14 protein-coding genes are annotated in these 14,362 nt (G+C 30.0%); all 14 read right to left on the minus strand.

Annotation, left to right across the window (positions count from 1 at the left end; genetic code table 11):
- Positions 1–67: 67 nt before the first annotated feature.
- The 14 genes from EIH23_RS05275 to queA all read right to left on the minus strand — a co-directional run bounded on the left by EIH23_RS05275 (position 68) and on the right by queA (position 14,345).
- Positions 68–685, minus strand: a complete 618-nt coding sequence (locus EIH23_RS05275; protein ID WP_122639183.1) for an MBL fold metallo-hydrolase — start codon at positions 683–685, stop codon at positions 68–70.
- Between the two features lie 14 nt (positions 686–699).
- Positions 700–1,149, minus strand: coding sequence for a D-aminoacyl-tRNA deacylase (gene dtd, locus EIH23_RS05280; protein ID WP_122639184.1), 450 nt, complete (start codon positions 1,147–1,149; stop codon positions 700–702).
- Positions 1,150–1,160: 11 nt separating this feature from the next.
- Positions 1,161–3,374, minus strand: coding sequence for a RelA/SpoT family protein (locus EIH23_RS05285; protein ID WP_122639185.1), 2,214 nt, complete (start codon positions 3,372–3,374; stop codon positions 1,161–1,163).
- Between the two features lie 74 nt (positions 3,375–3,448).
- Positions 3,449–3,961, minus strand: coding sequence for an adenine phosphoribosyltransferase (locus EIH23_RS05290; RefSeq protein WP_122639186.1), 513 nt, complete (start codon positions 3,959–3,961; stop codon positions 3,449–3,451).
- Positions 3,962–3,974: 13 nt separating this feature from the next.
- Positions 3,975–6,455 (minus strand): single-stranded-DNA-specific exonuclease RecJ, encoded by a 2,481-nt coding sequence (gene recJ, locus EIH23_RS05295; RefSeq protein ID WP_122639187.1) that lies wholly within the window; start codon positions 6,453–6,455, stop codon positions 3,975–3,977.
- An 11-nt stretch (positions 6,456–6,466) separates the two neighbouring features.
- The gene (locus tag EIH23_RS05300; protein ID WP_122639188.1) at positions 6,467–8,131 is read right to left on the minus strand and encodes an ABC1 kinase family protein; all 1,665 of its coding nucleotides are present in this window, start codon (positions 8,129–8,131) and stop codon (positions 6,467–6,469) included.
- A 342-nt stretch (positions 8,132–8,473) separates the two neighbouring features.
- Positions 8,474–8,974: a gamma carbonic anhydrase family protein gene (locus EIH23_RS05305; protein ID WP_122639189.1), complete on the minus strand. Its 501-nt coding sequence runs from the start codon at positions 8,972–8,974 to the stop codon at positions 8,474–8,476.
- Positions 8,975–8,980: 6 nt separating this feature from the next.
- Positions 8,981–10,354 carry a thioether cross-link-forming SCIFF peptide maturase gene (gene scfB, locus EIH23_RS05310; RefSeq protein ID WP_122639190.1) on the minus strand — a complete coding sequence of 458 codons (1,374 nt, stop codon included), beginning with the start codon at positions 10,352–10,354 and terminating at the stop codon, positions 8,981–8,983.
- A 367-nt stretch (positions 10,355–10,721) separates the two neighbouring features.
- Positions 10,722–10,865 (minus strand): six-cysteine ranthipeptide SCIFF, encoded by a 144-nt coding sequence (gene scfA, locus EIH23_RS05315; protein ID WP_094368636.1) that lies wholly within the window; start codon positions 10,863–10,865, stop codon positions 10,722–10,724.
- Positions 10,866–10,931: 66 nt separating this feature from the next.
- Positions 10,932–11,294 carry a TIGR04086 family membrane protein gene (locus EIH23_RS05320; protein WP_122639191.1) on the minus strand — a complete coding sequence of 121 codons (363 nt, stop codon included), beginning with the start codon at positions 11,292–11,294 and terminating at the stop codon, positions 10,932–10,934.
- A gap of 58 nt (positions 11,295–11,352) precedes the next feature.
- On the minus strand, positions 11,353–11,631 hold the full coding sequence (gene yajC, locus EIH23_RS05325) for a preprotein translocase subunit YajC (RefSeq protein WP_122639192.1): 279 nt from the start codon (positions 11,629–11,631) through the stop codon (positions 11,353–11,355).
- 56 nt (positions 11,632–11,687) lie between these two features.
- Complete coding sequence (tgt, locus tag EIH23_RS05330; protein WP_122639193.1) at positions 11,688–12,809, minus strand: tRNA guanosine(34) transglycosylase Tgt; 1,122 nt, start codon at positions 12,807–12,809, stop codon at positions 11,688–11,690.
- Between the two features lie 42 nt (positions 12,810–12,851).
- Positions 12,852–13,310: a phosphate-starvation-inducible PsiE family protein gene (locus EIH23_RS05335; RefSeq protein WP_122639194.1), complete on the minus strand. Its 459-nt coding sequence runs from the start codon at positions 13,308–13,310 to the stop codon at positions 12,852–12,854.
- A 9-nt stretch (positions 13,311–13,319) separates the two neighbouring features.
- Positions 13,320–14,345 (minus strand): tRNA preQ1(34) S-adenosylmethionine ribosyltransferase-isomerase QueA, encoded by a 1,026-nt coding sequence (gene queA / locus EIH23_RS05340; protein ID WP_122639195.1) that lies wholly within the window; start codon positions 14,343–14,345, stop codon positions 13,320–13,322.
- Positions 14,346–14,362: the final 17 nt, after the last annotated feature.

Below are 14,362 nucleotides of genomic sequence, written 5' to 3' on the forward strand. Positions count from 1 at the left end.
AGCAAGACGGTTTTTGTCTTGTATGGGTCAAAACTTATATTCCCCTAGCCCCCACCGGTTAGATAAACTAATTCATGTAAGGATTAGTAAGTTTTTCTCTTTCAATAGTTGATGTAGGCCCATGACCTGGATATATAGTAATATTTCCGTCTTGATTAGCTAGTTTATTTAGTGACTTAGTCATTTGTTTAAAGTCTCCACCATAAAAATCAGTTCTTCCGATGCTTCCTGCGAATAGTGTGTCTCCTGTAAACATATGATTTCCTACTTTTATACACATCCCACCTGGTGTATGTCCTGGTGTATGAATAAATGTAAGTCTAAGTTCACCTACTTCTAATCTTTCCTTGTCCTTAACATATATATCCGCATCAAATTCTTGTGGTCCACATGGGAATCTAACGCTTAGATTTTTCTTTCTGTCTATTAAAAGCTCTCTTTCATTTTCATGAGCTACTATTTTTGCATTTGTTTCTGCTTTTAACTTTTTAACATTTCCTATATGGTCTGCATGTCCATGAGTTAATACTATATATTCAACAGTAAGATTTCTTAACTTTACTGCTGCTAATATATCTACAAGACTTGCTCCTGGGTCTATTATTACACATTTTTTAGTTTTTTCATCACCTAATAAGTATGTGTTTTCACCCATAAATCTATCTTCAATTGTTTCTATTATCATATTCAAATCGCCCCCTAGAAAGTTTTAGTTGAATCTAATAACATAGTTACTGGTCCATCATTAGTTAGGTCAACCATCATATGTGATCTGAACTTTCCAGTTCCCACTTTTATACCTTCAGCTCTTGCTTTAGCTACATATTCTTCATATAGCTCATTAGCAGCTTCTGGTTTCGCAGCTGTTGAGAAACTTGGTCTTCTTCCTTTTCTACAATCGCCATATAAAGTAAATTGAGAAACTACTAGTAATTCTCCACCTATATCTTTTAAAGATAAGTTCATTTTACCTTCTTCATCTTCAAAAATTCTTAAGTTTAAAGTTTTGTCTATCATATAGTCTACATCTTTAGATGTATCTTCATGAGTTACACCTAATAATACTAATAATCCTTGACCTATTTCACCAGTTATTTCTCCATCTACAGTTACTTTAGACGAAGTTACTTTTTGTACTACTGCTCTCATTTAACTTCCTCCTAATTATGCACTCTATATACTTCCTCAACACCTGGAATTGCTTTTATCTTCTTCATTAATGCATCTAAGTCTTTTATATTATTAACTTCTATTAATAAGTTTATATTAACAACTTCATCTTTACTTTTTCTAGCATTTATACCATTTAGCCCTATTTTTTCTACTGCTACAGTATGAGTTATATCATTTATAATACCTCTTCTGTCAGCTGCTTTAATTTGAACTTCACCTTCAAATTTTCCACTTTCAGCATTAGCCCATGATACATTTATTAATCTATTTTTAAATAATTCGCTTTCTTGTTGAGCATTTAAACAGTCTTTTCTGTGAATTGCAACACCTCTTCCTTTAGTTATATATCCTATGATTTCATCTCCTGGAAGTGGATTACAACACTTAGCAAATCTAATTAATATATTATCTAAGCCTTCAACTATTACGCCTTGGCAATTATTTTTCTTTCTTTTCTTTTTATATTCTGCATCACTTAAATTATGCTTTTCGAATTCTTCTTCTTTTAGCTTACTAGCATCTTTTTGTTGTTTCTTAATTTCTTTTATATAATAATCTCTTATTTTAGGAACAACTTGAGATACCATTATTCCACCATATCCAATAGTAGCTATTAAATCTTCTACGCTTGGTTGATTTAATTTTTTTGCTATTTGAATCATATATTTCTCAAGTGCTGGATCTTTTAATGGTAAACTGTACTTTTTAAATTCCTTCTCTAAAAGTTCAGAACCTCTTTCAATATTCTCTTCTCTTCTTTCTTTCTTAAACCATTGTCTAATTCTACTTTTCGCATTTGGAGTTTTGACAATGCTTAACCAGTCTCTACTTGGTCCATTTGAATTTGAAGAAGTTAATATTTCTACTATATTACCATTTTGAAGTTGATAGTCTATCGGTACTATTCTTCCATCTATTTTAGCCCCTACACACTTATTACCTACATTTGTGTGAACCCTGTATGCAAAGTCAATTGGAGTAGCTCCTGCAGGCATTTCTACTACATCTCCTTTTGGAGTAAATACATAAACTTGGCTATTAAATACATCTTCTTTTAATGCATCCAAAAATTCGTGTGGGTCTTTTAAATCTTTTTCCCACTCCATCATTTGTCTTAACCATTGAAGCTTTTCTTCTACGTTACTTTCTTTTAAGTTAGTTTTACCCTCTTTATATTTCCAGTGAGCTGCAATACCATACTCTGCTATTCTATGCATTTCCATAGTTCTTATTTGTATTTCTACAGGTTCTCCATTAGGTCCTATAACAGTTGTATGAAGAGATTGATACATATTAGGCTTAGGCATTGCTATATAATCTTTAAAACGCCCTGGCATTGGCTTCCATAATGTATGCACCATTCCAAGAACAGCATAACAATCCTTTACAGTATCAACTATTATTCTAACTGCTGTTAAATCAAATATTTCTTCAAAGCTCTTATGTTTATTGCTCATCTTTCTATAAATACTATAGAAATGTTTTGGTCTTCCATACACATCACAATGTATATGTACTTCTGCAAACTTTTTGTCTAATAATTCAACTATTTGCTCTATATAAGCTTCTCTTTGACTTCTTTTTGTTGCTACTTTTTCAACTAAATCATAGTATCCATCTGGATCTATATATCTTAAAGCTAAGTCTTCTAACTCCCACTTTATTTTAGATATCCCTAATCTATGAGCTATTCCACCGTAAATTTCTAATGTTTCCTTAGCCTTAGATTTTGCTTTTTCTGGAGACATAAATTTTAGTGTTCTCATGTTATGTAATCTATCAGCAAGTTTTATAAGAATTACTCTTATATCTTTTGCCATAGCTAGAAACATTTTTCTTAAGTTTTCTGCTTGTGTTTCTTCTTTAGATTGATATTTTATTTGTCCTAATTTTGTTACTCCATCAACTAAATCTGCAACTTCTTTACTAAATTCTCTTTCAATATCTTCATAAGTATATTCAGTATCTTCTACTACATCATGTAAAAGTCCCGCTGCTATTGTTTCTATATCTAATTCCATTGAAGCCAAAATATTTGCTACTGCTATTGGATGTATAAAGTAAGGTTCCCCAGATTTTCTAAATTGCCCTTCGTGAGCTTTTTTCCCAAAGTAATACGCTTTTTCTACTAGCTCCACATTTGCACTTGGAGCATAACTTTTTATTTGTTCCACTAATTCTTGTAGTTCTTTGTCATGCATAATACCACCTATTTTAAGTACGAAATTTAATATATATTAAAATAGTTGGTGATGTACCAACTATTGTAAAAGTCTTAGTATTTTATTAAAGAATTTATATGGTATTTAGATAGTAATTCTTTACCATTTAAATCTTCTAATTCGATTAAAAATTGCATTGATACTACTTCTCCACCTAAACGTTCTATAAGTTTAGCTGCAGCTTCCATAGTACCTCCTGTAGCTAATAAATCATCAACTATTGCTACTCTTTGACCTGGCTTTATAGCATCTTTATGTATTTCTAAAGTATCTTTTCCGTATTCTAAACCATAATCATAGCTTTCAACTTCAGCTGGTAACTTTCCTGGTTTTCTAACTGGAACAAACCCTATTCCTAATCCGTATGCAACTGGTGTTCCCATTAAAAATCCTCTTGCTTCCGGTCCAACTATTACATCTACATTTTTATCTTTTAAATCTTCTATTATAGCGTCTATTGAATACTTAAACGCCCTTCCATCTTGTAATAACGTTGTTATATCTTTGAAACTTATACCTGGGATTGGAAAATCTTCAATTTCTCTTACTACTTTTTTTAAATCCATTTTGGAATACCTCCTAATAGCTCTTTAAATATTCTGCTCTTAAATCTTTAAGATTTTTAAGTATAATACTTTCATCTAGATTTAATTTTTTGTTTGGCTTTTCTAATAAGTTTATAGACATTATATTGCTGTCATAGTCTAAACTAAAATCTAATAATGATAATTCTTTAAAAACATTTAAAATTGTAAATAACTTAATTGGCATTATATTAAATGTTTTTCTAATGTCTAACATGTCTAATTCGAAAGACTTATTTACTAGAGCTAACTTATATACTACTATAAACTCTTCTCTTTCTGGAATGATGTTATTTATAATATTTTTTAAATATAATTGGTCTGTTTCATTGTAATATTTAATTACATGACAACATTCATTTTTATTTTCATTTAGATACGAATATTCCTTACTGTCATATAAATAATCATAAAGAACAATATTATTATATCTTTTTACATCTATTTTATCAATATTTGGTGAAAATATAAGTTGTAATTTGGCTGTATTTATAGTATTTTCACGATAATTGATGTCAAATTCTTCTTCTAAAAGAGACATATCTGATATAGCCCTGTAAAAACCATTTACAGTATTTGCTATAACTAATGTATCTTCTACTAAGTAATCAAATATATTTATATCTTCGCTACCATCCATTATATGTTGCCCATTTATATTTGTGATTATTAAGTTTTCATCACCAGAATTAATAGTATACAAGTTATTTTGACTATTTGGAACTATTTTTGAAAATAATTTTAAAGAAAGTTTATCTTTCATAGCATTTTTAGGGTGACTAAGCCTCATATCTTTAAGTAAAAGCTGAACAGTTCTGTTACCCATATAGTTATTTTCATCTAATTGGAATAGTAAATCTACTTTATCTCCAGGGTTAAAGTTCGCTTTTAAATGAGCCCTATTAAATCCTATACACTCATATGTATTTTCATTATATACATTTAATTTTAAATGTTGCTTGTTCTTACCTAAAGTAAATATATCATCTAAAACTAAATTTCTCATTATAAATCTAGGACTTGGATTACTTAAACCAAATGGTTCTAATTTATGTAATTCGTCTACTAAATCTAAACTCACTTTATCTTCTTCTAATTCAAATTCAACTTTTATATTTTCAATCATATCTTCAAAAGTTAAGTTATAATCTGCAATTTTATTAACTTCATCTCTTAATGTATCTACATTACTAGCATCTAAAGAAAGACCTGCTGCTTGTTCATGACCACCAAACTTTTCTAATAAATCTTTACAGCTCATAAGTGCATCAAATATACTAAATCCTTTTATAGATCTTGCTGATCCTGAAGCCCTACCATCTTCAATAGTTAAAAGTATAGTTGGCTTGTAATATTTTTCCGTAAGCTTAGATGCTACTATTCCTATGATTCCATGCTGCCAGTGTTCATTTGCAATTACTAAAACCTTATCATTTTCATATCTTTCATTAGATTTTATTATTTCTTCAGCTTCATGATACATTTTAGCTTCTATCATTTGTCTTTCATTATTCTTTTCTTCTAATGTTCTAGCTATTTCATTAGCTTCATATTCACTTTTTGTTGTAAATAATTGAACTCCTAAATATGAGTATCCTAATCTTCCAGAGGCATTTATTCTTGGACCTATAGAGAATCCTATATGTGATGATCCTATTTTTTCAGTATCAACTCCACATATTTTTATAAGTTCTCTTAATCCTAGATTTTTCCCCTCTTTCATTAGTTTTAAACCATTTTTTACTATTATTCTATTTTCATCTACTAAAGGAACTATATCACAAATAGTTGCTAAAGTTGTTATCTCTAGATAGTCATACATACTTTCTTTAAATACGTCTGGAGGTGTTAAAGCTTGTATTAATTTAAATGCAACCCCACAACCACAAAGCATGTCAAATGGATAATGACAATCTTCTTGCTTTGGATTTATAACTGCAAAGGCATTTGGTATTTCACTTTGACATTCATGATGGTCAGTTATTATCACATCAATTCCAAGTTCATTTGCAATATCAACTTCTTTAACTGATGTTATACCACAGTCTACACTTATTATTAAGTTACAACCTTGTTCATGAATTTTTCTTATAGCTTCCTCATTTATTCCATATCCTTCTTCTAGTCTATTTGGTATGTAATAGCTTACTGGATAATTTATAGAATCAAAGTATAAATAAAGAATAGAAGTTGATGAAACTCCATCTACATCATAATCTCCATAAATAAATATATTTTCTTTATTTTCTATAGCTTTTTGAATTCTTTCTACAGATTTTTTCATATCTTTCATTAAAAAAGGATCTCTTAAGTAATCTAAAGAAGGATTCATAAATATTTCTGAATCTTTTTCGTCTTCTATACCTCTATTCTTTAATATCTGACTAATTTCCGGAGAAATTTTTATTTTTTCACTTAATTCATCTTTTTCTACTTTCCCTTTATGTTTTAACGTCCATTTTTTATTAAATATCAAATTTCTCACCTCTACTTTCGCTTGTACTTTGTCTTAAATAAAGTTATTACTAAAGTTAACCCTACTATAAATGAAACAATAAAACCTGCTATTGCAAGATATCTAACCCATATGTTTTGCTCTATATTAGGAGATGCTATTATAAGTGAGGATCCAACTACTAATGATGCCAGTACTAAGCTTAATGAAATATTAGTAGTCAAATCATTTAACTGTTCTTCTAACTTTGGAGCTTTTATATCATCTATGTGAATTTTAGTATTATTTCTTTCTATGTTTTTAAGTATAACTCTTAATTGTTTTGGAATATGCTTTAAATCCATATAAGCTTCTTCCATAATATTTTTTGAGCTACTTAAAATTTCTTTAGGATTTAATATATGTTTATAATAATAACTTATAAATTCTTTTCCAATTACCTCAACTGTAAAATTAGGATTAAGCTCTCTTGCTGTACCTTCTAAAGTTATAACTGTTTTTGCCAATATAGAAAACTCTGATGGCATACTTATATTATATTTTCTAAAGAATCTAAATACTTCATTAAGTATTTCAGATAAACTTATCTTCTCTAAAGGTATATCATAATAATAATGAAGTAAATAAAGTAAGTCTAATCGAATTGAATCCTTATCTACCGTGGACTTTATAATTCCCATTTCTTCAAATAAAAATAAAATCTTATCAACATTCCTATTTACAACTGCTAAAACTATTCCATTTAAAGAATTTAATGTTTTTTTATCAATAAGACCAATCATACCAAAATCAATATAAGATATGCAGTTATTACCTAATACAAATATATTACCTGGATGTGGGTCTGCATGGAAAAATCCATATTCAAAAACTTGCTTAAACAATGACCTAACGCCTATATCGCTTATTTTCTTAGTATCCCATCCAAAACTTTTTATTGTACTTATATCACTTAATTTTATACCTATAATTTTTTCCATAACTAAAACTCTTTTAGTTGTATACTCACTATATATCTTAGGTATATAAACCTCATCGCTATTTTTGAATATATCATAAAACTTTATAGCATTTATAGCTTCAAAATTATAATCCAGCTCTCTGAGTAATTGAATTTTAAACTCTTCTAATATTTTTTCAAAGTTTGTTTCATTATCTTTTACTATATCATTTAATATACTAGCTCCACTTTGAAGTATTTCTAAATCAGATTTTATAGTTTGTTCTATATTAGGTCTTTGTATTTTTACAATTACCTCTTCACCAGAGTATAATTTTCCTTCATAAGCCTGTCCTATAGATGCCGCTGCTATAGGAGTATAATTAAAATCCTTAAATACATCCTCTATCTTAAGACCTGTATCTGATATAAAAATCTCCTTAGCTATATCAGTACTAAACACTTCAACATTATCTCTAAGTTTACTCAACTCATCTATAACATCTTGGTCAAATATATCACTTCTCGTACTTAAAATTTGACCAAGCTTAACATAAGTAGGACCTAATTCTTCAAAAGCCTTTCGTATTCGCTCCCCTGTAGTCATATTAATTATTTCTTCACTTGGCTTAGTCATAGGAATCCTATAAGCAACCTGCTCCATATTAAGCTTCTCAACAGCAAAACTAAACCCATATTTTATAAGTATATGTAAAATTTCCTTATATCGTTTTATATTCTTATAACTCACCTTCATGACCATCACTCCTAAGATTACCCGTTCTTTGCAAATCTCTAACCTCTATACATTATTTATATACTACTATAAAGAAATACACAATTTATTTTAATCAATAATTTCTATTATTCCCACATTTTATATATTTTTACCTCATTTCCCCCACAATAAAAATGATAAAAAAATTAAAATAAAATTAAAAAAGCTATCTATGAGTTAATATGTTCATACCCAGGGCAAGATGGAAATGTATATTTTTTAGTCATTCGCAGCATTACTCCAGCTGCATGACTAAAAAATATATATTCCGCCAGCCCGACTTGGTACGAACATATCCCAACTCTAGATAGCCATGTAATTTTATTTATGCTTTTTAGCAGTTTCTACATAATTTTTTGATGATTGTATTAAATTTTCTTTTTCTTCATCAGAAAGTTCTCTAATAACTTTAGCAGGAGAACCCATAGCAAGTACACCAGATGGAATTTTCTTACCTGGAGGAACTAAACTTCCTGCACCAAGTAAAGTAAATTCACCAACTTCAGCACCATCTAAAACTATAGCTCCCATACCAATTAAAGTATTATCTCCAATTTTACATCCATGAACTAATGCTTTGTGGCCTACTGTAACATTGTTTCCAATTCGTGTAGGTTCATTATATCCAGTATGAACAACTGAACCATCTTGGATATTTGTATTTTCTCCAATAGTTATCGGTTGTTCATCACCTCTAATAACAGCATTGTACCATATACTCGCATTTTTACTTATTGTAACATCTCCTATTATATCAGCACTTCCTGCTACAAAAACAGACTCATCAATATTAGGTTCAATTCCATTGAATGCTTTTATCATGGGTTATTACTTCCCTTCTAACATTTTCTTTGCTTGTATCATTATAGAACACTCAGTACGTTTCTTTTGCATTTCACATCCAAGTTCATATGGCTTCATAACATCACCATTGAAGTTCATAGCATTTGCATGACATCCACCAGAACAATAGAACTTATTCCAGCAATTCATACATTCTTCTTTGCTGTAAACATGAGCATTTCTAAACTTATTAGTTATATCTAGTGGAAGAACTACTTCTTCATCCATTATATTAGCTAATTTATACTCATCATTTCCAACAAATTGGTGACATGGGAATATATCTCCGTTTGGAGTTATAGCTAAGTACTCATTACCTGCTCCACATCCTGTTATTCTCTTTATTACACAAGGACCTTGATTTAAATCAACTATAAAGTGGAAGAATTTAAAATCATCACCTTTAACTTGCATATCAGCGTACTCAACAGCTAACTTTTCATACTCTTCAAATACCTTTGGTAAATCTTCTTCTCTTAAAGCATATGGATTAGATTCATCACCAACAACAGGTTCTATTGAAGTTAACTTGAATCCTTGTTCTGCAAAGTACATAACATCCTCAGAAAAATCTAAGTTTTCTCTAGTGAAAGTACCTCTTATATAGTAGTACTTATCCTTTGGTCTTTCATCTACAAGCTTTTTAAATTTAGGTAATATTACATCATGACTTCCTTTATCGTTTAAAGTAGGTCTCATATTATCATTTACAGATTTTCTACCATCTAAACTTAAAACTGCATTATGCATGTTTTCATTTATATATTTTATTTTTTCATCATCTAATAAAATACCATTAGTAGTTATAGTAAATCTTATATTTTTTCCATGTTCCTTTTCAACGCTTCTTCCGTAATCAACTAATTGCTTAACTACATCAAAGTTCATTAAAGGCTCTCCACCGAAGAAATCTATCTCTAAGTTTCTTCTATTACCTGAGTTAGCTATTAAGTAATCTATTGCCTTTTTACCAACCTCAAAGCTCATCATTTCCTTAGCTCCACCGAAATCACCTTGAGCTGCAAAGCAGTATTTACACTTTAAGTTACAATCATGAGCAACATGTAAGCACATAGCTTTAACAACTTTCTTTCTATCAACAAAGCTAGGATGAGTACTGTATACTTCCTCAGTATATAAAAGACCTTCTTCTTCTAAGTTAGCAATTTCATCGCAAGACTCTAAAACTTGCTCAGCACTATATTCATCCTTTAAAGCTTCAACTATCTCTTCTCTAGACTTATCTTTATAAAAATCTAACACTCTGTAAGCAACATCATCTAAAACATGAACTGCTCCACCATTTACATCAAGAACGATATTATATCCGTTCATTGAAAACTTATGTATCATACTCATACACAAACTCCTCCTAAAAAATAATACTAGTCTTTTTAATTTATATGTAAAATATCAACACTCAATTATCAAAACCATTTCAATCTATATATCAACACATTTTCCCTCTAATGTTACTAAACACCAATACCTATTATATATCTTCTACAAAAGCTAATCAATAATGAAAAAGAGTTATCAAATATTGATAACTCCACTCTTCTCTTCTTATTCATAAAAGTAAAATTTATAATTGGTCGAACGCCCTAGCGGGGTGACATGAAATGTGAAATTTACAACTCATTTTCAAGCCGCACTTTGGCTTGATTGAGTGGTAAATTCACGTTCATGGCATCCCCGCGGCCTACGTCCAATAATAATTACTCTACTATCTTTCGCACTCTTGGTTAGCTACTGTACAAGAAGTTTTACAAGCTGATTGACAAGATGTTTGACATTCTCCACATCCACCTTTAGCAGCACTGTTTTTTAATGTAGCTTGAGATAAAGTTTTTACATGTTTCTTTTCCATCTTAAATTACCTCCTATTGTTATAAATCTTTTTAGATTATATCACAATTTATTCCTTTTGTGGAATTTATTTGAAGTTAACACCTAAAACGCCACCTATTCCACCAGCTAGTGTAGTAAATACTGTCTTATATAGCATGTCAATATCAAAAGTAAAATTCTCTTGAGCTAGATAAACTATCATTATAAGACACACTATGTACATTAAACCTACTATTAACCCATATATAAGTCCTTTTTCCTTTATATGTTGAGAAGTATAAAAGCCTCCAAATGCAGCTGATGCAGTTGTTATAAATGCAGTTACCATTGCAATTGTATTCCCTGATACAGTTGTAAATGTTAGAACTAAATTATATAGTAAAAGTACTATTAGAGTTAATATGTAAGAATATCCTAAACCTTTTAAAACATGATTTGTTTTTTCCATAAAAAAACCTCCCCTCGGAAAATATATATTCAAGGAAAGGTTTAAAAATTACAAATTATTAAGCTTGCTCTTTTTTTGGCTCAACAGTTCCTATAGCCCATTTTTCAAATGGTACTTTAGTTCTATTTGGTCCTATCTCTAGTATTACTGAATCTTCTTCAACTTTAGCAACATTTGCTATTATACCACCTATAGTAGTAACTTTATCTCCTACTGCTAAGTTATTTCTCATTTCTTTTAATTTGTTTTCTTTCTTCTTTTGAGGTCTTATAAATAGGAAATAGAATACAGCAAATATTGCTATGTACATTATTATCACAGTTATCCATTGTTGCATATTAGTTCATCTCCTTTATTAAATTCTAATATAATAAATATTATATATTAAAATGATTATAATTCATACCCGTATTTTTCGAAAAATTCCGCTCTGAAATCTAATAATCTGTCTTCTCTTATTGCCTGTCTTACTTGTTCCATTAATTTTAATAAGAAGTGTAAGTTATGTGTAGTTATAAGTCTAGATGCTAGTATTTCATTAGCCTTAACTAAGTGTCTTATATAAGCTCTAGTATAGTTTTTACAGCAGTAACAATCACACTCTGGATCAAGTGGAGTGAAGTCTTTTGCATATTTTGCATTTCTAACAACAACCTTACCTTGACTAGTCATAGCAGTACCATTTCTTGCTATACGAGTTGGAAGTACGCAGTCAAACATATCTACTCCTCTTATAACTCCTTCAATTAAGTCATCAGGTGAACCAACACCCATTAGGTATCTTGGTTTATCAACTGGCATTAAAGGTGTAGTATATTCTAATACTTCATACATTAAATGCTTAGGTTCTCCAACTGAAAGACCTCCTATTGCATACCCAGGTAAGTCAACAGCTAATACTTCTTTAGCTGATTGCTCTCTTAGGTCTTTATACATACCACCTTGGATTATACCAAATAATGCTTGGTTTTCTGTATTTTTATGAGCTTCTTTACATCTGTGTAGCCATCTAGTAGTTCTTTCTAAAGATTTCTTTACGTAATCTCTATCAGCTGGATATGGTGCACATTCATCAAATGCCATCATTATATCTGATCCTAAAGCATTTTGTATTTCCATAGCTTTTTCTGGACTTATAAAATGTTTTGAACCATCTAAATGAGATCTAAAGTGAACACCTTCTTCAGTTATTTTTCTAAGTGGCCCTAAACTAAATACTTGGAATCCACCACTATCTGTAAGTATTGGCTTATCCCAGTTCATAAACTTATGAAGTCCTCCTGCTTCTTTTATTAACTCATGTCCTGGTCTCATATATAAGTGATAAGTATTACTTAATATTATTTGAGATCCTATTTCTTTTAATTCTTCTGGTGTCATTGATTTTACTGTTGCTTGAGTTCCAACAGGCATAAATATTGGTGTTTCTATTACACCGTGTGGAGTATGAAGTCTACCAAGTCTTGCTCCACTTTGCTTACAAGTTTTTATAAGTTCGTATCTTATTGCGCTCATTTTGTCTCTCCTTATTTCAGTCTTTGAATAAGAGGTACTTTATTATTCTTTTACGTCATGTTCCTCTTCTTCATCGTAATGTATACTTGTCACATTCATTGTGCTATTATCATTTGTTAATAAGTATTTTCTAATAGCAAATAGTCCTGCTATAGAAATTATACCTAATAGTAAATCTCCCATACCTGCAGTTTTTGGTAATAAAAGTAATTTTCTTGCTATAGCATATAAAAGAACTTCTAATAATGCACCTGGTAAGTGAAGAGATAGCATTACTACTAACTCTACTCCTATGACTAGAAGTAATATTTGCCCCAATAAACTGTTTAGTTCAGTGTAATCAACTGGCGTTTGGAAGTTAACTATATAAGCATCCCAAATCATTCTTAATACGTCAATTGTTCCTAAAAATATTGCAAGCAAACAAACCATGGCAAGAATAGATTCAAATACATATGCTATTCTAAGAGATAAATTGCTTTTATCTATACTATTTTTCATTTTGTCCCCCTATTTAATTATCATTGCATCTCCAAAACTGAAAAATCTATACTTTTCTTGTACTGCTACATTATATGCATTAAGTACGTTTTCTTTTCCAGCTAATGCACTGACTAACATTATAAGTGTAGACTCAGGTAAATGGAAATTAGTTATAAGCTTATCAACTACTTTAAATTTATAACCTGGGTATATAAATATACTAGTCCATCCACTACCTTCTTTAACCCTGTTATCATCAGTTGCAACTGATTCTACAGTTCTTGAACTTGTAGTTCCTACACAAATAACGTTATTACCATTTTCTTTAGCTTTATTTATTTTGTCAGCTGCTTCTTTAGTTACCACATAATATTCCGAATGCATTTCATGTTCTAATACATCATCAACCTTAACTGGTCTAAATGTACCTAATCCTACATGTAATGTTACAAAGGCAATATCAACACCCTTATCTTTTATCTTTTGTAATAACTCTTCTGTAAAGTGAAGTCCTGCTGTTGGTGCAGCTGCAGATCCATTATGTTTAGAATAAACAGTTTGGTATCTTTCTCTTTCTTCTAATCTTTCTGTTATATATGGTGGAAGAGGCATATTTCCTAATTCATCTAAAACTTCTTCGAAAATTCCTTCATAATGGAATTTTACTATTCTAGAACCTTCTGGACCTAAACCAACAACTTCTCCTATTAATTTTCCATTTCCAAAAGAAAACTTAGTTCCTACTTTAGCTCTCTTTCCTGGTTTAACTAAAGATTCCCATGTATCATCTTCATGTCTCTTTAGTAATAAAAATTCTATTTTTCCTCCAGTATCAACCTTTTCGCCTATTAATCTTGCAGGTATAACTCTAGTATCATTTAATACTAAACAATCTCCTGGATTTAAATAGTCTATTACATTTTTAAATATCTTATGCTCTATTTTACCAGTTTCTTTATCTAGTACCATTAGCTTAGAACTTGATCTATCTAATATTGGAACTTGAGCAATTAACTCGTCTGGTAAATCAAAATAAAAGTCGCTTGTCTTCAATGTTAATAAACTTCCTT

The sequence above is a fragment of the Romboutsia sp. Marseille-P6047 genome (assembly GCF_900604535.1).
GTDB lineage: Bacteria > Bacillota > Clostridia > Peptostreptococcales > Peptostreptococcaceae > Romboutsia_E.